23 protein-coding genes are annotated in these 17,685 nt (G+C 64.0%); 22 read left to right on the top strand and 1 reads right to left on the bottom strand.

The window, feature by feature from the left end; all coding sequences use genetic code 11:
• The first annotated feature begins 8 nt into the window (after positions 1-8).
• Genes fliD through ACS13N_RS18120 form a run of 11 tightly spaced genes read left to right on the top strand, consistent with a single transcriptional unit; the run spans position 9 to position 7,902 of the window.
• Positions 9-1,373 (top strand): flagellar filament capping protein FliD, encoded by a 1,365-nt coding sequence (gene fliD, locus ACS13N_RS18170; RefSeq protein WP_438933019.1) that lies wholly within the window; start codon positions 9-11, stop codon positions 1,371-1,373.
• Complete coding sequence (fliS, locus tag ACS13N_RS18165) at positions 1,370-1,759, top strand: flagellar export chaperone FliS (protein ID WP_104654690.1); 390 nt, start codon at positions 1,370-1,372, stop codon at positions 1,757-1,759. Before fliD ends, fliS begins: the two co-directional genes overlap by 4 nt.
• Before the next feature lie 7 nt (positions 1,760-1,766).
• Complete coding sequence (locus ACS13N_RS18160) at positions 1,767-2,066, top strand: hypothetical protein (RefSeq protein WP_438933018.1); 300 nt, start codon at positions 1,767-1,769, stop codon at positions 2,064-2,066.
• Positions 2,063-3,205 carry a flagellar hook-length control protein FliK gene (locus ACS13N_RS18155; RefSeq protein ID WP_438933017.1) on the top strand — a complete coding sequence of 381 codons (1,143 nt, stop codon included), beginning with the start codon at positions 2,063-2,065 and terminating at the stop codon, positions 3,203-3,205. Before ACS13N_RS18160 ends, ACS13N_RS18155 begins: the two co-directional genes overlap by 4 nt.
• Positions 3,202-3,660 (top strand): flagellar basal body-associated FliL family protein, encoded by a 459-nt coding sequence (locus tag ACS13N_RS18150; RefSeq protein ID WP_438933016.1) that lies wholly within the window; start codon positions 3,202-3,204, stop codon positions 3,658-3,660. The genes ACS13N_RS18155 and ACS13N_RS18150 overlap by 4 nt, the downstream gene beginning before the upstream one ends.
• Positions 3,661-3,665: 5 nt before the next feature.
• Complete coding sequence (locus ACS13N_RS18145; RefSeq protein WP_438933015.1) at positions 3,666-4,388, top strand: FliA/WhiG family RNA polymerase sigma factor; 723 nt, start codon at positions 3,666-3,668, stop codon at positions 4,386-4,388.
• A gap of 54 nt (positions 4,389-4,442) precedes the next feature.
• Positions 4,443-5,315 (top strand): flagellar motor stator protein MotA, encoded by an 873-nt coding sequence (motA, locus tag ACS13N_RS18140; RefSeq protein ID WP_438933014.1) that lies wholly within the window; start codon positions 4,443-4,445, stop codon positions 5,313-5,315.
• Positions 5,312-6,370: a flagellar motor protein MotB gene (locus ACS13N_RS18135; RefSeq protein ID WP_438933013.1), complete on the top strand. Its 1,059-nt coding sequence runs from the start codon at positions 5,312-5,314 to the stop codon at positions 6,368-6,370. Before motA ends, ACS13N_RS18135 begins: the two co-directional genes overlap by 4 nt.
• Before the next feature lie 59 nt (positions 6,371-6,429).
• Complete coding sequence (gene flgM / locus ACS13N_RS18130; RefSeq protein ID WP_438933012.1) at positions 6,430-6,717, top strand: flagellar biosynthesis anti-sigma factor FlgM; 288 nt, start codon at positions 6,430-6,432, stop codon at positions 6,715-6,717.
• On the top strand, positions 6,714-7,151 hold the full coding sequence (locus ACS13N_RS18125) for a hypothetical protein (protein WP_438933011.1): 438 nt from the start codon (positions 6,714-6,716) through the stop codon (positions 7,149-7,151). Before flgM ends, ACS13N_RS18125 begins: the two co-directional genes overlap by 4 nt.
• On the top strand, positions 7,138-7,902 hold the full coding sequence (locus ACS13N_RS18120) for a glucosaminidase domain-containing protein (RefSeq protein ID WP_438933010.1): 765 nt from the start codon (positions 7,138-7,140) through the stop codon (positions 7,900-7,902). Before ACS13N_RS18125 ends, ACS13N_RS18120 begins: the two co-directional genes overlap by 14 nt.
• Positions 7,903-7,923: 21 nt before the next feature.
• Here the strand turns inward: ACS13N_RS18120 and flgA are convergent, their stop codons facing one another.
• The gene (gene flgA / locus ACS13N_RS18115) at positions 7,924-8,643 is read right to left on the bottom strand and encodes a flagellar basal body P-ring formation chaperone FlgA (protein WP_438933009.1); all 720 of its coding nucleotides are present in this window, start codon (positions 8,641-8,643) and stop codon (positions 7,924-7,926) included.
• Between the two features lie 247 nt (positions 8,644-8,890).
• Here flgA and flgB point away from each other — a divergent pair, with 247 nt between their 5' ends.
• Genes flgB through flgL form a run of 11 tightly spaced genes read left to right on the top strand, consistent with a single transcriptional unit; the run spans position 8,891 to position 17,636 of the window.
• Positions 8,891-9,259, top strand: a complete 369-nt coding sequence (flgB, locus tag ACS13N_RS18110; protein ID WP_169338878.1) for a flagellar basal body rod protein FlgB — start codon at positions 8,891-8,893, stop codon at positions 9,257-9,259.
• Positions 9,259-9,657 (top strand): flagellar basal body rod protein FlgC, encoded by a 399-nt coding sequence (gene flgC, locus ACS13N_RS18105; protein ID WP_438933008.1) that lies wholly within the window; start codon positions 9,259-9,261, stop codon positions 9,655-9,657. Before flgB ends, flgC begins: the two co-directional genes overlap by 1 nt.
• 5 nt (positions 9,658-9,662) lie before the next feature.
• Positions 9,663-10,403 (top strand): flagellar hook capping FlgD N-terminal domain-containing protein, encoded by a 741-nt coding sequence (locus ACS13N_RS18100; protein ID WP_438933007.1) that lies wholly within the window; start codon positions 9,663-9,665, stop codon positions 10,401-10,403.
• A complete protein-coding gene (locus ACS13N_RS18095) occupies positions 10,400-11,569 on the top strand; it encodes a flagellar hook protein FlgE (RefSeq protein ID WP_438933006.1) in 1,170 nt (389 codons plus the stop codon). The genes ACS13N_RS18100 and ACS13N_RS18095 overlap by 4 nt, the downstream gene beginning before the upstream one ends.
• A gap of 4 nt (positions 11,570-11,573) precedes the next feature.
• Positions 11,574-12,299 carry a flagellar basal body rod protein FlgF gene (locus ACS13N_RS18090; protein WP_438933005.1) on the top strand — a complete coding sequence of 242 codons (726 nt, stop codon included), beginning with the start codon at positions 11,574-11,576 and terminating at the stop codon, positions 12,297-12,299.
• A 36-nt stretch (positions 12,300-12,335) separates the two neighbouring features.
• The gene (gene flgG / locus ACS13N_RS18085) at positions 12,336-13,121 is read left to right on the top strand and encodes a flagellar basal-body rod protein FlgG (RefSeq protein ID WP_438933004.1); all 786 of its coding nucleotides are present in this window, start codon (positions 12,336-12,338) and stop codon (positions 13,119-13,121) included.
• Positions 13,121-13,789: a flagellar basal body L-ring protein FlgH gene (flgH, locus tag ACS13N_RS18080; protein WP_438933003.1), complete on the top strand. Its 669-nt coding sequence runs from the start codon at positions 13,121-13,123 to the stop codon at positions 13,787-13,789. The genes flgG and flgH overlap by 1 nt, the downstream gene beginning before the upstream one ends.
• Before the next feature lie 43 nt (positions 13,790-13,832).
• Positions 13,833-14,960 carry a flagellar basal body P-ring protein FlgI gene (locus ACS13N_RS18075; RefSeq protein WP_438933002.1) on the top strand — a complete coding sequence of 376 codons (1,128 nt, stop codon included), beginning with the start codon at positions 13,833-13,835 and terminating at the stop codon, positions 14,958-14,960.
• Between the two features lie 17 nt (positions 14,961-14,977).
• Positions 14,978-15,328, top strand: coding sequence for a rod-binding protein (locus ACS13N_RS18070; RefSeq protein ID WP_438933001.1), 351 nt, complete (start codon positions 14,978-14,980; stop codon positions 15,326-15,328).
• Positions 15,329-15,370: 42 nt separating this feature from the next.
• Positions 15,371-16,711 (top strand): flagellar hook-associated protein FlgK, encoded by a 1,341-nt coding sequence (gene flgK / locus ACS13N_RS18065; protein WP_438933000.1) that lies wholly within the window; start codon positions 15,371-15,373, stop codon positions 16,709-16,711.
• 10 nt (positions 16,712-16,721) lie between these two features.
• Positions 16,722-17,636 carry a flagellar hook-associated protein FlgL gene (flgL, locus tag ACS13N_RS18060; RefSeq protein WP_438932999.1) on the top strand — a complete coding sequence of 305 codons (915 nt, stop codon included), beginning with the start codon at positions 16,722-16,724 and terminating at the stop codon, positions 17,634-17,636.
• Positions 17,637-17,685 lie beyond the last annotated feature (49 nt).

Here is a 17,685-nt window from a genome sequence, read left to right as displayed (position 1 = left end):
GGACAGCCATGTTCGGCAACGTATCCCCCGCGGAAAGCGCCAAGGCGTTTACCGATTTGTACATGATGAACGCGACGACGCGTCTGAAAGCCCTGAAGGAGAACAATGCGACCGCCAAAGCGGCGCTGTCCAAGCTGCAAGGTGCGTTGAGCTCATTCCAGACCGCGCTGGCGGGCCTCTCGGGCGCTAGCAGCATCGTCAAACAGAAGGCCACGCTGTCGAACCCCGCATTGGGCAACGCCACGGTGGGCAGCAGTGCGCAACCGGGCAGCTATTCGTTCTTCGTCCAGCAGCTCGCCTCGGCGCACCAGGTAGCGTATTCGGGCATCCCGTCGTTTCAAGGCAAGGATGCCGGCACGTTGAAGATTGGCGTTGGCGATGACGAATCGTTCGAAGTGGATTTGTCTTCTGCCAATACCGATGCCAGCGGCAACGTGTCGCCGGCAGAGCTGGCACGGGCCATCAACCAAGCGGAAGGCAACGAAGGCAAGGTCTCGGCGTCGATCGTCACGATCAACGGCGAGCAACGCCTGGTGCTGACCTCCGGAGAGACCGGCGAGGCCGGAAAAATTTCGCTCGACACCGACGGCGTGAACAACACCGCGTTGGCCGATGCCTTGTCGGGCAAGCCTGAAGAACTCTCTGCTGCGCAAGATGCGATCTTCCACCTCGGCGGCGAAGGTGGCATCAAGATCACGCAGGCCTCCAACACGTTTACCGGCATCCAGGGCGTTTCCGTCACGTTCACGCAGGCCATGGCCACTGGCGACGCACCGCTGCTGCTCGATGTCGCGCTCGACAAGAGCGCCACGACGGAGTCGGTACAGGCGTTTGTCGATGCCTACAACGAAGTGATGAGCGTGCTGGCCGAGCTGACCAAGGTCAACCCGGACGACCCCGCCAACGCCGGCCCATTCGTGGGCGATGCTGGCGTGCGTGGCCTGCAGGCGCGCATGAGCGAACTGCTGCGTGGCGCGGTGGGCAATGCAAGCCTGCTGGACTATGGCATCAGCGCAGACCGCAGCGGCAAGCTATCGCTCGACACCGCCAAGCTCGAAGCCGGGCTGGCCAAGAACCCCAATGGACTCGACGCGCTGTTCACGAATGCCGACAAGGGCATTGCCAAGCGCATGGACGACTACTTGAAGACGTGGACCTCGTCTGTAGACGGCCATATCAAGCGCCGCCAGGACAACACGGAGTCCGTTGAGAAATCGTTGAACAAGAAAGAGCTTTCGCTCGATGCTCAATACACTCGGATGTATGACAGGTATCTGGCGCAGTTCACACGCGTTGAGCAGCTGCAATACCAGATGGAATTCACGATGAACCTGATCGACAACATTCCCGACTTTGGGGGACCGAAAAAATGACCACGCAACACGGCTACGGCGACTACCAGACAGCGAATCTCGAAGGCCAGACGGCAAGCGCGTCGCCGGTGCGTCTGGTGGTCGTGTTGATGGATGGCCTGCTCGACGAAATGGCGCGCGCTCGCGCCCACATCGAGGCCAAGCGTTACGAAGAGAAGGGCCACAGCCTCAACAAGTGCATCGGCATGCTGCACGGCCTGACCAGCGCGCTCGACTTTGATGCGGGCGGCGACGTGGTCGTGAACATGGCGCGGCTCTACGAGTACTGCACGTGGCGCCTGAACGAGGCTGGGCTCACGCTGGACCCGGCCATCATCGACGAAGTCTCGGAGCTGATCCGCACGCTGCGGGCCGCTTGGGAAGGCGTCGACCAACGATTTGGATGACACAACCATGGACCAGTCCGACTATCTCCTGCGACTCGCGTCGCGCTTACGACAAGCCATTCTCAAGCGCGATTTTGATGCGCTCGAACGCTTGAACCACGAGGTGCACGACGTCGTCAGCGGTATGGCGACGAAACAGGTGCTGAGCGTGGCCGAGCGGGAATCCCTGACGTTGCTGCGCATTGCGCACCGTGCGGCCATTGCGCTGCTGGCGTCGGAGTCCGAGCGGCTGGTGGACGCCATGAGTGGCCTGCGCGTGCGCCGCGCTGGCTGGGACGCCTATGCCGCGCAAGGTGGCCTCCGATGAGGATGGGCATGCTGGCCATGGGCGATCTCGCACCAGCCATTGCACCTGCCGGCTTTCCTGGGCTACCAGCATTGGCGGGTGATGCCAGCGCGCCGCAGAACGTTTCGCTTGCGGAGTTTGAAGACTTGCTGACAGGCGATTTCGCCACGCAAGTCGCGGGTTCTGACGTGGATGCAGATCCGTTCGCGCAGATGGATACATGGGTAGCGCAAGCGTTGGCACAGGCAATCGAAGCGGAGATGCCGCTCGACCTCATGCCGGCTTTGCAGGACGGCGCGATGACGGCGCCCTGGTTGATGCAAGTGCTGGACGCGCATCAAGCGCAGCCCGCTTTCCATGACGACGCAACCACCCCGCAGGCCTCGGCTTTGCCGGCCCAAGTGCCCGCGCAACTCCGCGGCGCGGGGCTGGCAGCCGTGCAGACAGGGGGCGCGATTGACCTCGCCGCCTTGCAGGCCAGCACACCTGGTGCGGTGGATGCCGTACAGGCGGAGCGCGTCGTCCCCCAGCGGCTGGTGGCCCCGGCCGCCCCGCAGGCACAGGAAGGCATGGCCGCCGGAACGGCGCAGTTGCTGAACCCGCGTGTCTCTCAAGACACAGCATTGCCGGCAGGCATGCCCGCTATTGCGCCAGAAGGCCTGGCGCGTTTGAGCGGTGGCCAGAACGATTTGCCTGGAGCGCCTGCGGCGTCCGCGCCGCGCGCGCCCACTGAGCCGCAGCAGAAGTTGATCGACGCGTTGGGCGACCGCCTGAGCGTGCAGACCGCGCAAGGCATGCGACAGGCCGTGATCCGGCTCGACCCGCATCTGAATGGCTCGGTGCGCATCGAGCTGCGGCAGGACGCCAACGGCATTGCCGTTCACCTGTCCGCAACCAACGCCGATGTCGTTCGCCAGTTGCAAGCCATTGGCGAGAGCCTGCGCCAGGACCTCAGCGCACGCAACGGTGGCGACGTCACCGTGCAGGTTTCCGCCAGCCGGCAAGGCCACGCAGATGCCGATACCTCGGGTGGGGGTGAGCGCCATGCCCGCGACGACGCGGAGCAGGGCCCTGGCCGTGGACTGGCAGCCGCAGGTGGTGACGGCGCATTCGAATTTGTGTCGCGAGATGCGGCGCGCACGCAGAAGGAAACCGTATGAAAAAGAATCTGATGATGATCGCCATGGCGGCGGCAATTGCTGTGGGCGCAGCCGGTGTGACGGCATTTATGGTGACCCGCGGCGGGAATCCGGCGGGCGCGGTTGCCGCCAAGCCGGCCCGTCTGCCCATCGACGCGCAGGCACGCTATGTGTCCCTCGACAAGCTGATCGTCATGTTGCGCAGCACCGAGGGCAGCGCCCGGCCGCGCTACGTGGTGATGGACCTCGTTTTCTCCGCCACCGACGCCAAGCGCGAAAAGCAGGTGAAAGAACACCTGCCGGTGCTGCGCGCCACGGCATACAGCGTCCTGTCCGAGCGTACGGCGGCGGAGATACAGCGCATGGGGCCGATCGAGCTTGCCGCCATGCTCAACAAGGAATACGAGCACGGCTACGGCGGTGCCGACCGCACGCCCTTTGACAAGGTGCTGGTGACGAAGGTCATGATGGACTGAACGCCATGAGCGCAACGACTTACACCGAATACGACAGCGTGCAGCGCGCCGGCCAGACCCTGTCTGCTGCTGACGAAGCGCGCTGGATGGCCCAGTACGCGCCGCTGGTCAAGCGCACCGTGCGCAAGCTCGGTTCGCAAGCGGGCGGTGCGATGGATGCCTCCGACCTGGAGCAACTTGGCCTGATGGGGTTGCTGGAAGCGCTGCGCCGCTACGGCGAGCCCGATGCCGAATTCGAACACTTTGCGCTGGTGCGTGTGCGCGGCGCCATCCTGGATGAACTGCGCCGCCAGGACTGGCGCCCCCGTTCTGCACGCCAGGGTGCACATCGCCTGCGCAGCACGGAGCGCACGCTGCGCCGCGAGCTGGGCCGCGAGCCGACCAAGGAAGAACTGTGCGACGCGCTGGAGATCGACAGCGACGAGTACGAGCAACTGCAACTCGACGATTGTGCGCAGGAGTTCGTCAGCTTTGACGCGCTGCTGGAAGACAGCGGCGATGCGTATGGCAGCGACGATGGGATCGAGCGCCAGATCCTAGTGCGCCGCTCGCTGGAGAAGGCGCTTGGCGCTCTGGATGCACGCGAGCAGCAGGTGATCCAGATGTCGTATGAATTCGACCTGAACCAAGCCGAAATCGGCGCGGTGCTTGGCCTGACACGGGCCCGGGTCTGCCAGATCAACAAGAGTGCGCTGGCGAAGATGCGCAAGTATCTCGCCACGCACTGACAGTGAAAATTCGCCCGCCGGCCAGACCGCGCGGCACCTAGACGGGAAGGAATCATGCAACAGATATTCGGCATTTTCATTGTGCTCTCGTGCGTATTCGGCGGGTTCATGTTCATGGGCGGCGATTTCAGCAAGCTCTGGCAGCCGGTCGAGTTGCTGATCATCTTGGGGGCCGCCGTGGGCGCACTGGTGCTCGGCAACCCGCGCCATGTGTTGATCGAAATGGGCAAGCAGCTGCGCAAGGTCATGACGTTCCGCAAGCGCACCGTCAACAAGGAGTTCCAGCGCCAGCAACTGCTGGTGATGTACGAACTGCTGAACATCGGCCGTGACCTCAAGGCGCTCGACAGCCACGTCGAGGCCCCGCACGAAAGCCCGTTGTTCCAGCGCTATCCGATGGTGCTGGCCGATCCTGAGCTGCTTGCCTTCATCGTCGACAACTTCCGCCTGATGGCCATGGGCAAGATCAGCGCGCACGAGCTGGAAAGCGTGCTTGAGCAGGAGCTGGTCGCCATCCATGAAGACCTGGAGCAGCCTTCGCGCTCGCTCAAGAAGATTTCGGAAGCCATGCCGGGCTTCGGCATCGTGGCCGCCGTGCTGGGCGTGGTGATGGCCATGAACAGCCTGAGTGACGGCGCCGGTGCGGTCGAGCTGGCCGAGAAGGTGGCGGCCGCCATGATCGGTACCTTTATCGGCATCTTCTTCTGTTACGGCGTGCTCGACCCGCTGGCCAACCTGATCAAGCAGGTGGTGAAGGCCGAGATGTCGGATCTGGAATGCGTCAAGGTGGTGCTGATCGCCTTTGCGGCAGGCAAACCGCCCCTGCTGGCCATTGATACCGGACGCCGCCTGATGCAGTTGACCAACAAGCCCAGCTTTGCGGAGCTGGAGACCTGGATCGGCCGGCTGGATGGAGCGCGCGCATGAGCGCCGACACCATCACTGCACCGGTCGTGACGGAAGCGGCAGCACCGGTTGTACCCGCCGTGCCTCCCAAGCGGGGCGGGCGTCGCGGGGAACACGTCGACATGATCGTCAAGCGTGCCGTGCGGCGCGCCCATGACGACGACCATGGTGGCAGCTGGAAAGTCGCCTTCGCCGATTTCTGTCTCGCCCTGATGTGCCTGTTCCTGCTGTTGTGGGTAATTGGCGCACGCGACGAAGAAGAGGCCCGTCTCAAACTCGGCGAGATGGCGGACAGCGTGGTCTACGACGGCGGCTCCAGTGTCCTCAACGGCGCGCCCGTCATCCTGGACACTGCCGTGATGCCCGACGGCCTGACGCCGCGCACAGCCGGCAAGGAGGGCGACGATGCGAAGCGCACGCAACCCATGGCCGATACGCAGGACGCGCTGCATGCGCTGGCCGAGCGTGTGCGTACGCTGGGCGAAGAAGCTGGGCTGCTCGACAACCTCCAAACCATCGTCACGCCAATGGGCTTGCGCGTCATGCTGCATGACACCGATGAGCGTGGCGTGTTCGTCAGCGGCGGGGGGACGCCTTCCGAGCCGTTCCGTCCCATGCTGACCAAGCTCGGCGCGCTGATGGGCGCGGTGGGCAACCCGATGCTGGTGATCGGCCATACCGACTCGGTGCCCTATCGAAGCCTGGGCTTTGGCTCGCGTTCGAACTGGCACCTGTCGGGGGATCGCGCCATGTCGGCCCGGCGCTGGCTGCTTGAAGGCGGCATGCGCTCCGGCCAGGTCCTGCAAGTGGTGGGCATGGCGGACCGTGCACCGCTGGCGGACGACCCGCGTGCAGCCATCAACCGCCGCATTGAATTCCTGGTGCTGACGCCTGAGCGCGCCCGCACGATCCAGACCATGTTTGGACGCCCCGAGCGCGTGGTGCCCCTCGTCAACGGGGTCAACGCTGCATCGGCCGGTGAGCCCGACGCAGGGCGGGTTGGCCAACAGGTTGGCGTCGTCTTGCCCGAGGACAGTAAAAAAGATTTAACACCCGCAACCGCCCGGTCGTCTTGATGGGTTGAGTGACTGATTAACGATCTTCAAGGGCCGACCAGGCCGTAGGGTGGAACATCATGCGAATCGCAAACGTGGGCGGACACGCCGCCATCAACGAGACGGAAAGCGCACAGCGCGGCGAAGGTGCGCAACACAAGGCGGCCATTACACCGATCAGCTCGGTGGGCGAGAAGACCCGCGACCGCCAAGCACTGGATGCCGCACGTGCCGCGATGGGCGACTCGCAGGAAATCGACACGGCGCGTGTGGCGGAAATCCGCGCCGCGCTGGCAGCAGGCGACATCCGCTTCGATGCCGCCAAACTCGCTGGCATGATCCAGCGCTATCACGGAGGCCATGAATGACCGTCAAGGGCAGCTACCCCGGTAACCCGCGCCAACTGTTGGCGGATGTGGTGACGGACAGCGTCAGCTACCGCAAGCTCGCACAGTTGCTGGAAGACCAGTTTGCCGCAGCGTTGCGGCTCGATACCGCCGCGCTGGGTGCGCTGGCCAAGGCGATTGCGGTGGAAACCGACGCCATTGACCTGCGCCGCCGCTACCGCGTGGAACGGATCGGTCGCACACCCGGTGCGGTACTGGCCTTCGGCAAGCGTTTGCTGGACGGGGACAAGCATGCTGCCCAACGCGCGTCGTTCGTCGAACGCTGTACGGAACTGAAGACGCAGGCAGTCCGCTGCCAGGCCCTCACAGCGCGCAACGGTGGCTTGCTCGCCGCGCAATACGAAGCCATGCAGCGCCTGATGCACGGAGAGCGCCATATCTATGCTCCGGCCTAACGTCACCTTCAGTGCTGCAACGCCGGGCATGGTTGCCCGCCCGCCTGCTCCCGCTGCGCCCGCAAGCGCGCCGGCAGCGGGCTTCGGGTCGTTGTACAAGTCGCTCAGCCGAGATATTTCCGGCACGGTCCGCAATGGCTTTGAGCGTACGTTTGAGCCGCAACTCTCTTCGCAGGCCACGCAATGGGTCAACGCCATGCAGGCCCGTGCGGAAGCGGCGGAGGCCGCGAAAGCAGGCCAGCGCGTATCGAGCGGTGCGGGGGTGACGGTGTTCGGTTCGGTTGATCCGGACCGCCAAGCATTTCTGGCGGAGATCATGCCGCACGCACGCCGTGCCGGCGCAATGATCGGCGCAGCGCCGGAGCTGATTGCCGCCCACGCTGCACTGGAATCGGGCTGGGGCCGAAAGCCGTTGACGAACGCACGTGGCGAGACCACGCACAACGTGTTTGGCATCAAGGCCACGGCCAACTGGAAGGGCGCGTCATCGGCATCCGCTACCACCGAATACGTCGATGGCGAAGCCGTGAAGATGGTCGAACGCTTTCGCGCGTATCCGAGCTATGCCAGTGCGTTTCGCGATTACGGCACGCTGCTGCGCGATTCACCGCGCTACGTCGGCGTGCACAACGTGGGCGACGATGCCCGCGCCTTTGCCCGCGCGCTCAAGCGCGGTGGTTACGCAACCGATCCCGCATACGAGAGCAAGCTCGTACAGATGGCGGGGCAGGTGAAGGGGATGGTGCGGTGACGCTGTCTGTGTTGCCGTGCGCTATTTCTTTGCGCCAACGGGTTCGACCGTGCCGGCACTCGTCACCCGTGCGGTGATGATCTTGCCGGTGCTCGCGTTTTTCACGCGGATCACGTCGTCGATTGCGCCGTTCTGCATGGCGGTGCCCGGCACTGTCACTTCCACCGGCCCTGTGTTCGCCACGATCTGCACGGCCTGGCCTCGGCGAATCGCTTCCACACCCTTGAGCAAGCGCGCCTGAATGACCTGGCCGGCCTTTATCGCGCGCCGTGGCGTGCGTCCGATGGCAGCGGCCGCATCCGTCAGCGCATCGGGCGTTTGCGCAAAGTCACGCACGTCATGCGTGAAATCCGTTTCGCTCAGCGATTGGTTGGGTGTTAGCGCCGTTGCTGCCACGAGCACCGGCAACTCGATGCGTGCACGGACCACGTAAACCGTTGCACGCGATTCCCCCGGGCAGCGCACGGAAAACCGCATGCGCGTCAGCACCTTTGTATCGGTGATGGCAATGTCGTAGGGCTCGCCGCAGGCGGGAGCAGGCCTGCGCAGGGGCGTCGCCGTCGCCGATGCCTGCGCATCATTCAACGCGTGATCGGCAACGTAGCGTGTCAGCCAGGCCTGAGCGGCTTCCTCGACCTGCGCGGCGGCCGGATCGCTGCTAACGGCAGAGGGCTGCGCCATCGCCATCAACGGCGTCATCAACAGGCCACCGGCCATCGCCGCTGATACCAGGGGCTTCACAAGCCGTTTCGGGAAACCGGATGCAGACATGGCGCGCTTGGGTGTGAATGAAAGGTCGCCCGATTATAGGGTTGGCATCCACGCCTCGGGGCCCGATAGCGCCCGCCTATGTGCCCCATAGGTGTCCATTCAAGGTCTGTACAACATCTTCGCCGCATTGTTCGCCGGCCCGTAACCTCCGCACTGTCAATGAATCAATCGCTGCCCGGCACCCGCCGAGCGGCCCTTTGCGGAGGCAAACAGCACGATGGGACTGAATCTCGAACAAGCGCTCGGCGTGCATCCGGCGGCACTGAAAGTGCGCGCCGAACGCACCAAGCTCCTTGCGTCGAACCTGGCGAACGAATCGACGCCGGGTTACCAGGCGCGCGATCTCGATTTTCGAGCCAGCCTGGACCAGGCGCTCTCTAACAACGCGTTCGAAGCCGCCCTGCAGTTCAGCAGCGACGAGGCCAAGTACCGCGTGCCGAGCCGCCCGTCGCAAGACGGCAACACGGTCGAGCTGGGCGCCGAGCAAGCCGCGTTCTCGCAGAACGCGGCTGACTTCCAGGCCAGCCTCACCTTCGTGAACATGAAGATCAAGGGCCTGAAGGCCGCCATCACAGGGAACGTTTGATGAGCTTCAAGGACATCTCTCAAATCGCCGGTTCGGCCATGTCTGCACAGACCGTGCGCCTGAACACCATCGCCAGCAACCTCGCCAACGCCGGCACCTCCGGCACGGAAGACACGGCCTACCGCGCACGCAAGCCGGTATTTGCCTCGGTGTTTCAAAACGGCGGTGCGCGCGTACAGGTGCTGGACGTGATCTCCACGGACGACGCACTCACCTCGCGCCACGAGCCGGGCCACCCGCTGGCCGATGAAGACGGCATGGTCTTCTACTCCAACGTGAGCGCCGTCGAAGAAATGACCGACATGATGGCCGCGTCGCGCGCCTTCTCCACCAACGCCGAGGTGCTCACGCGCATCAAGGGCATGCAGCAAGACCTGCTGCGCATGGGCGAGGGCTGAACCCGATGAACATCAACAACAACGTCAACAACAACGGTTCGGGTATCGGTGACCAGATCACCCCGCCGGGTGCCAACAACAACGATGGCGGCAGCATCTCGGACATGTTCACCAAGCTGCTGATCGCGCAGATCCAGAACCAGGATCCGCTGGCGCCCATGGAGGCCAGCCAGTTCGTGACGCAGTTCTCGCAGATGAGCCAGGTGGAAGCGCTGCACACGCTGGCCAACCTGAGCGCCGCCACCGCCGCCATGCAGGAAAGCATGCTGGTGGTCACGCTGGGCTCGCAAGTGGGCTCCTTGGTGCGTGTGCGCGCGGATTCGGTTGAGCTGGACGGCGACGTCGTCAAGGGCGGTTTCAATCTGGAATCGTCGGCCTCGGATGTTGAAGTCATCCTGACCGGCCCGGATGGCACTGAACACAAGATCTCGCTGGGCGCGAAGCAAGCGGGCGATGTCGATTTCGAGATCGACCCCGAAGCCCACGGTCTGCCCCCGGGCAACTACAAGGTGCGTGTGGCCACCGACACCGGCGAGAAGCCGAACGTCGAGTTGATCGGCGAGCTGCAAAGCGTGCGCCTGGGCGCCGATGGCCGCGTGATCCTGTCGATCGCCGGCATTGGTGAAGCGGACACCGGCGACATCACCCGTTTTCTGGGCCGCGCGAACGGTGGCGGCAACGGCACCACGCCTCCCGAACTGACTCCCCCCGAGATCCTTCCCATTCCGAAGAGGTACCAGTCATGAGTTTCAACATCGCACTTGCCGGCATCAACGCCATCAACGGCCAGCTCAACCAGATCAGCAACAACATCGCCAACAGCGGCACGCTGGGCTTCAAGTCCGGCCGCGCGAACTTCGCGTCGAACTACATCAACGCCATGCCTTCGGGCGTGTCGATCGGCTCGACTTCGCAGTCGATGGACATCAGCGGCAACTTCCTGGCCACCGGCCGCGGCATGGACGCCGCCATCTCGGGCAAGGGCTTCTTCGTCTCGCGTGATACCGATGGCTCGATGGTGTATTCGCGCGCCGGCGTGTTCGGCACGGATGCCAATGGCAACGTGGTGGATTTCATGGGCCGCATGGTGCAAGGCTATGGCACGGATGGGGCGCTGGGCAGCCTGAAGGTGCCCACCGGCGCGATTCCCGCAGAGGCCAGTACCTCGCTGGAGTACGTCGGCAACATGTCCGCCGATTGGGAGGAGCCGAGCGTCACGCCGTTCGACAAGGACGATCCGCAGTCGTACAACGGCATGTCGGCCACCACCGTGATCGACTCCATGGGACGCGAGCACACCGTGACGCAGTACTTCGTCAAGGGCGAGGGCAATGAGATGCAGGTCTATTACGCCATGGACGGTGAAGACGTCGGCCTGCCCACGTTCCTGAGCTTTGACGAGAAAGGCAAGATGGTGATGCCGATCGGCAACGTGAATTTGGACCTCGGCAAACCGGATGGTGCAGAGCCGATGTCGATCGCCATCAGCTACACCGGCACGACCATGTTCGGCGGCGACCAGAGCACGGCCAAGAACCGCACGGACGGCTTCAAGTCCGGCACCGTGACGGGCGTCTCGCTGGGCGAAGATGGCTCGATCGAGGTGCAGTACAGCAACGGCAAGAAGCTGTGGGCAGGCCAACTGGCCATCGCCACGTTCCAGAACGAAAACGGTCTGATGCCGGTGGATGGCTCGGCTTGGGCAGCGAGCGCCGCCACGGGTGAGCCGCTGCTGGGCAAGGCAGGTACGGGCATGGCCGGCAAGCTGTCGGTGGGCACGGTCGAGCAGTCGAACGTCGACATGACCTCCGAGCTGGTGAACCTGATGGGCGCACAGCAGAACTACCAGGCCAACTCGAAGGTGCTGTCCACCGAAAACGAAATGATGCGCTCGTTGATGCAGGCGCTGTAACGCCATGGACGCCTTCATCTACACCGCCATGACGGGCGCAGACCACTCGCTGCGCGCGCTCAATGTGCGAGCCAACAACCTCGCCAACGCACAGACCACGGGTTTTCGCGCCGACATGGCGAGCGTCACCAGCCAGGCCGCCAGCGGCTATGGCTATGACTCGCGCCATCATGCGGCGCTCGCTTCCACGCACGTCGACCACACGCCGGGCAAGACCAGCGAAACCGGCCGCCTGCTGGATGTCGCGATCGATGGCCGGGGCTACCTGGCCATTGAAACCAACAGCGGCGTGGCCTACACGCGCGCCGGTTCCATGGTGATGGATGGCGAGGGCAACCTCACGTTGGGCGGCCACACAGTGCTGGGCGATGGCGGCCCCATCGTGCTGCCCGAGCATGACGCGTTGACGATTGGCGCGGACGGCACGATCTCCGTCGTGCTGGCTGGCGACAAAGGCATTCAAGACGTGGGTCGTCTGCTGCTGGTGAACCCCGAGCCGGCGGACCTGATGAAGAACGAGCAGGGCCTGATCGTCTCGCGCAGCGGCGCGGAATACGCGGCCGATGGCAACGTCACCGTCAAGGGTGGGCACCTGGAGAGCAGCAACGTTTCGGCCGTGGAAGAAATGATGCACACGATGTCGCTCACGCGGTCGTTCGAGATGCAGATGAAGCTCTACAAGGTGGCCGATGAAATGGCCGACGCCGGTAACCGGCTCATCCGCGGCTAAGCGGCTGGGCGCAAACGTAACGAACAAGAGGCAACCATGAATCACGCGATGTGGATCAGCAAGACTGGCATCCAGGCCCAGGACGCGAAACTGCAGGCGATCGCCAACAACCTCGCCAACGTCAACACGGTCGGGTTCAAGCGCGACCGTGCGGTGTTTGAAGACCTGTTCTACCGCGCTGAACGCCAGCCGGGCGCGCAGGTGTCGGACAACGCCACCGGCCCGGGCGTGCAGCTCGGCAACGGTACGCGCATTGCCGGCACGCAAAAGGTGTTCACCACCGGCGCGATGCAGAACACGGGGCAAGCGCTGGATCTCGCCATCGACGGCAACGGCTTCCTGCAAGTGGAAATGGCCAACGGCGAAATGGGCTACACCCGCGCCGGCCAGCTGCGCCTGAACGAGCAAGGCCGCCTGACCAATGCGCAGGGCTTGGCCGTTGCACCGGGCATCGATATTCCGCAAGACGCCACCAGCATCACGATCGGTGAGAACGGTGTGGTGTCCGTGACCACGGGCTCGAACACGATGCCCACCGAAGTCGGTCAGCTCCAGCTCGCGCACTTCGTCAATCCGGCCGGTCTGCTGGCGCTGGGCGACAACTTGTATGGCGAAACCACCGCCAGCGGTGCGCCCACGGAAGGCGAACCCGGCCAGAACGGCCTGGGCACCATCAAGCAAGGCGCGCTGGAAGGCTCCAACGTGCTGGCCGTGGAAGAAATGGTCGAGATGATTGCCGCGCAACGCACCTATGAGATGAACACCAAGGTGCTGTCGGCCGCCGACAACATGATGCAGTACCTCTCGCAGGCGGCACGCTGATGAGGGCCACCCGCTTTCTTGCCGCATGCGGTGCGCTGGCCTTGCTGGCCGGTTGCGCAACCGGGCCGCTCGATCGTCCGCTGCAGGACTTCGACGACAACACCATGCCCGAGACCGCGTTTGAAGTCCGTCGCGGCACGGCGGGCGGCGTCATGGTGCCGGATCAGGCTTGGTCACTCACGTCAGACGTGCGCGCATTCCGCGCGGGCGACGTGCTGACCGTCGAGCTGGATGAATCCACGCAGGCCAGCAAGAAGAGCGGCACGCAACTGGGCAAGGACAGCAGCCTGAGCGCCAAGAAGCCCTCGTTCTTCGGCAAGACGCTGCCGGTCGAGGCCGAGCTTGGCGCCAAGAGCGGCTTCAACGGCTCGGGCTCCAGCTCGCAACAGAACACGCTGCGCGGTTCCGTCACGGTGGTGGTGCAGCGCGTGATGCCCAACGGCCTGCTGCAGGTGCGCGGTGAAAAGCGCCTCGTCCTGAACCAGGGCGAAGAGAACGTCCGCCTGGCGGGTTATGTGCGCGCCGCCGATATCGATTCGAACAACCGCGTGTCGTCACAGCGTGTGGCCAACGCGCGCATTACCTACGCGGGCCGCGGCGCACTGGCCGATGCCAACCAGGCCGGTTGGCTGACCCGATTCTTCAACAGCCCCTGGATGCCGTTTTGATCCCGGGCTCCGAACTGAACCAAGCTGAACCAAGGATGACACGATGAAACTGAAGCGATTCGCAACCTTTGCCGCCACGTGCGCGGTGGTCGTGGTCGCGGCGCTGTTCGGTGCCGTGCCCGGTGCCCGTGCACAAACGGTCGGCAGCCTGGTCGACGTGGAAGGTGTGCGCGAGAACGCGCTGGTCGGCTACGGCATCGTCGTTGGCCTGGCCGGTTCGGGTGATGGCACGCAAGCCAAGTACACCACGCAATCGCTGGCGAACATGCTCAAGCAGTTCGGCACGCGGCTGCCCGAGAACGTCAACCTGCGCTCGCGCAATGCCGCCGCCGTGATGGTCAGCGCCACGTTTCCGCCCGGCTACCGCCGTGGTCAGAAGGTGGACGTGACCGTCTCGTCGCTGGGCGATGCCAAGAGCCTGCGCGGCGGCACGCTGCTGATGACGCCGCTGCGCGCGGCCGATGGCGAAACCTATGCGCTGGCACAGGGCAACCTCGTGATCCCGGGGCTCAATGCCACGGGCCGCAGCGGATCGAGCGTCACCATCAACACGCCCACCACGGGCCGTATCCCGAAGGGCGCGACCATCGAGCAGGAGATTGCCACCGACTTTGCCAGCACGCCCACGGTGCGCCTGAATCTCAAGCGCCCGGATTTCACTACCGCATCGCAGATCGTCGATGCCATCAATGCCAAGCTTGGCGGCGACGTTGCCAGCACGGCAGACGCAACGTCGGTGGACGTGATCGCCCCCGAGGTGCCGAGCCAGCGTGTGGCGTTTGTCGCCCGCCTGAAGGGGCTGCAGGTCAAGCAGGGCAGCGAGGCACCGCGCATCGTCTTTAACTCGCGCACCGGCACGGTCGTTATCAGTCAAGGTGTGACGGTGAAACCGGCGGTCGTTTCGCACGGCGCGCTGAAGGTCACGATTGCCGAAGGCACGATGGTCAGCCAGCCGAACGAGTTTGCAAACGGCACTACCGTTGCTGCACCCATCAGCGAGATCGGCGTCGAACAGGCCGGTGGCAACGCCTTCCAGTGGAAGTCGGGTGCGAGCCTGCAAGCCATTGTCGACACGATCAACCGTACGGGCGCCACGCCGGACGACCTGATGGCCATCCTGCAGGCGCTGTCTGAAGCCGGTGCCCTCACGGGTGAGCTGGTGGTGATCTAAGGCTAAGGAGCGCGACCATGACACTGGAACCGATGCAACCGATGCAACCGATGCAAACGCCGGGCGGCACGTCCGCCGGCGAGGCGGTCAAGCCCGCAGACCCGGCTTACCGCAAGCGCGTGGAAGAGGCCGCCGTGCAGTTTGAGGGCCTGTTCATTGCGCAGATGCTGAACGAGATGAAGAAGGCGACCGACCAGCTCAAGAGCGACGACAGCGGCACGGACCGAACGAGCGACGCGATGCTGGACTACGCCAACCGCGCGGTGGCCGATGCGATTGCGCATCAGCGCGCCTTCGGCATTGCCGACACGCTGGTGTCGCAGATGTTGCCGCCTGAAACTGCAGCCGCTGCACAGAAACAAGACTGATCGTCGCGCCACCGTATTGAACTGATTACAGGAACCCCCATCATGAGCATCTCCCGAATCGGCCTGTCTGGTTTGCTTGCCGCACAAGCGAACCTCAACATGACGTCGCGCAACATCGCAAACCTTGCGACGCCCGGCTATACCCGTCAGGGCGTGCTGCTGGCCGCGCGCGTGGGCGGCGGCGTTGAGGTGGGCTCGCTCATCCGCTTTACCGACAACTACAAGATCCAGCAGAAGTGGCTGTCGCAAGGCCCGGTGGGGCAGCACAGCGTGAAGGAGTCGTATTTCCGCCAACTGGAAGAGGTCATGGGTCTGGAAGACGGCAGCGTCAAGGCCGGGATGGACAAGTTCTTTGGCGCGCTGGATGAAGCCAGTGCCGACGTGACCAACCCCGCGCTGCGCCAGCAAGTGCTGATGGCCGCCGGTGGCCTGGCCAGCAGCTTCAACAACCTGCAGCAGATGATGCGCGGCCAGCTCGATACGCTGCGCCAGCAGAGCTCGGCCACGGCCGACCAGATCAACGGCCTATCGGAATCCATTGCCGACCTGAACCGCCGCATCGCAGACGCCGAGGCCAATGGCGGCGCCCCGTCGGAGTTGATCGACCAGCGCGACATCGCCATCGACCAACTGGCCGCATTGGCGGAAATCCGCACCGTGCGCCAGCCGGACGGCACCATCGACGTGAACCTCGCCAGCGGCACGCCGCTGGTGGCCGGCAGCCAGGTCGGCAAGGTCAATGTGGAAACGAAGGCCAATGGCGAGTTCGCGCTGAACATCGAATTTGGCGGCACGACGTACCCCATTGACGGCGCCAAGGTGGGCGGCACGCTGGGTGGTCTCTACACGTTTGCGCAAGACACCCTGCTGCCGCAAATGGAAGCCATCCGTTCATTGGCAGGCGAGATTGCCGATAGCTTCAACAAGCAGCTCCAGGCCGGCTACGGCATGGACGGCTCGGCGGGCAAGCCGCTGTTCACGTTCGACCCCGCCACGGGCCGCCTGACACTCAACGATATGAAGCCCGAAGAACTGGGCTTCTCTGGTGACCCGAAGACGCCTGGCAACAGCGACAACCTGCTCAAGCTGATCGAACTGCGCAACCAGCGCATCGATCTGCCGGGCTTTGGTGAAACGTCGCTGGGTGATGCGTACACGCTGCTCGTCGGCAAGCTGGGCTCGCAAAGCCAGCAGAACCAATCGGCGCTCACCATGGCCGGCGAGATGCGCAAGCAGGCGGAAGAGGCATGGCTGTCATCTGCAGGCATCAATAAGGACGAAGAGGCGATGAACCTCAACGAGTACCTGCAGATCTACCAGGCCAACATGAAAGTCATCTCGGTGGCGAACGAACTGTTCGACGCCACCATCAAGAGCTTCTAAGGACACCACCATGCGCGTAACCAACCAGCAGCTCAGCATGACGATGCTCTCCACGCTGCGAGCATCCACCAGCAAGACCACGGACCTCATGACCAAGATGGCCACGGGCCAGCGTGTGCAGCGTGCCTCGGACGACCCGATTGCCGCTGTGCGCCTTCTGATGCTCGAACGTGACACCTCGGTGCTCACGCGCTTTCAGAAGAACATCGACACACTGTCGGTGCGCCTGCAGAAGAATGAAGCGCATCTGGACGGCATGCTCGACACCGTGATGTCTGCACACGACATGCTGCTCGCCGCTGCCGACGGCAGCCACAGCGCCGCCGACCTGAACGCCATGGCCGGCCCGCTGCGCACCTTGCTCGACAACCTGAAGCAAGCTGCCAACGCCAAGGACGGCGACGGAAACTACCTGTTCTCGGGCACGCAAACGGACACCGCGCCCATCGCGTACGACTCCGCAGCCCCCGCCGGCAGCCGCTACAGTTTTGCCGGCAACAACGAGTTGCAGGAAGTGGTGATCGGCCACGGCGTGACGCAAACCGCCAACGTGACGGTGGACCACCTGGCCGATGTGCTCAACAAGCTGGAAGTGGCCGTGGAGGCCATGGAAGACCCGGCAGTGGACCCGAATAACCCGGCCGTGCGAGACATCCTGACCGCAGGCATCGACGCGCTCAAGAACAGTGGCATCAACGCGCTGAGCGCCAAGATATCTCACCTGGGTGGCGCACAGAACACGCTGACCCTGATGAGCGACAACCATGCGGCGCAGCTCATCGCCAACGGCCAGGCGGCCAGTCTGGTGGGCGAGCTTGACCAGGCCGAAGCGTACGACCAACTCAGCAACTACATGGTGGCGATGAAGGGTACGTATGAGACTTATGCCCGCATGACAAAGATGTCCTTGTTCGACGTCATCTGAGGTCACGCTCATGGAGATGCGACTCACCGCACCGCTGGGTAGTCAGCCG

The sequence above is a fragment of the Ralstonia sp. 24A2 genome, from assembly GCF_051783885.1.
GTDB lineage: Bacteria > Pseudomonadota > Gammaproteobacteria > Burkholderiales > Burkholderiaceae > Ralstonia.
This window is presented reverse-complemented; position numbering and strand designations above follow the sequence as displayed.

Coding starts and splice junctions, on each gene's coding strand:
- fliD (WP_438933019.1), top strand. CDS start 9: ATGTTCGGCAACGTATCCCCCGCGGAAAGCGCCAAGGCGTTTACCGAT.
- fliS (WP_104654690.1), top strand. CDS start 1,370: ATGACCACGCAACACGGCTACGGCGACTACCAGACAGCGAATCTCGAA.
- ACS13N_RS18160 (WP_438933018.1), top strand. CDS start 1,767: ATGGACCAGTCCGACTATCTCCTGCGACTCGCGTCGCGCTTACGACAA.
- ACS13N_RS18155 (WP_438933017.1), top strand. CDS start 2,063: ATGAGGATGGGCATGCTGGCCATGGGCGATCTCGCACCAGCCATTGCA.
- ACS13N_RS18150 (WP_438933016.1), top strand. CDS start 3,202: ATGAAAAAGAATCTGATGATGATCGCCATGGCGGCGGCAATTGCTGTG.
- ACS13N_RS18145 (WP_438933015.1), top strand. CDS start 3,666: ATGAGCGCAACGACTTACACCGAATACGACAGCGTGCAGCGCGCCGGC.
- motA (WP_438933014.1), top strand. CDS start 4,443: ATGCAACAGATATTCGGCATTTTCATTGTGCTCTCGTGCGTATTCGGC.
- ACS13N_RS18135 (WP_438933013.1), top strand. CDS start 5,312: ATGAGCGCCGACACCATCACTGCACCGGTCGTGACGGAAGCGGCAGCA.
- flgM (WP_438933012.1), top strand. CDS start 6,430: ATGCGAATCGCAAACGTGGGCGGACACGCCGCCATCAACGAGACGGAA.
- ACS13N_RS18125 (WP_438933011.1), top strand. CDS start 6,714: ATGACCGTCAAGGGCAGCTACCCCGGTAACCCGCGCCAACTGTTGGCG.
- ACS13N_RS18120 (WP_438933010.1), top strand. CDS start 7,138: ATGCTCCGGCCTAACGTCACCTTCAGTGCTGCAACGCCGGGCATGGTT.
- flgB (WP_169338878.1), top strand. CDS start 8,891: ATGGGACTGAATCTCGAACAAGCGCTCGGCGTGCATCCGGCGGCACTG.
- flgC (WP_438933008.1), top strand. CDS start 9,259: ATGAGCTTCAAGGACATCTCTCAAATCGCCGGTTCGGCCATGTCTGCA.
- ACS13N_RS18100 (WP_438933007.1), top strand. CDS start 9,663: ATGAACATCAACAACAACGTCAACAACAACGGTTCGGGTATCGGTGAC.
- ACS13N_RS18095 (WP_438933006.1), top strand. CDS start 10,400: ATGAGTTTCAACATCGCACTTGCCGGCATCAACGCCATCAACGGCCAG.
- ACS13N_RS18090 (WP_438933005.1), top strand. CDS start 11,574: ATGGACGCCTTCATCTACACCGCCATGACGGGCGCAGACCACTCGCTG.
- flgG (WP_438933004.1), top strand. CDS start 12,336: ATGAATCACGCGATGTGGATCAGCAAGACTGGCATCCAGGCCCAGGAC.
- flgH (WP_438933003.1), top strand. CDS start 13,121: ATGAGGGCCACCCGCTTTCTTGCCGCATGCGGTGCGCTGGCCTTGCTG.
- ACS13N_RS18075 (WP_438933002.1), top strand. CDS start 13,833: ATGAAACTGAAGCGATTCGCAACCTTTGCCGCCACGTGCGCGGTGGTC.
- ACS13N_RS18070 (WP_438933001.1), top strand. CDS start 14,978: ATGACACTGGAACCGATGCAACCGATGCAACCGATGCAAACGCCGGGC.
- flgK (WP_438933000.1), top strand. CDS start 15,371: ATGAGCATCTCCCGAATCGGCCTGTCTGGTTTGCTTGCCGCACAAGCG.
- flgL (WP_438932999.1), top strand. CDS start 16,722: ATGCGCGTAACCAACCAGCAGCTCAGCATGACGATGCTCTCCACGCTG.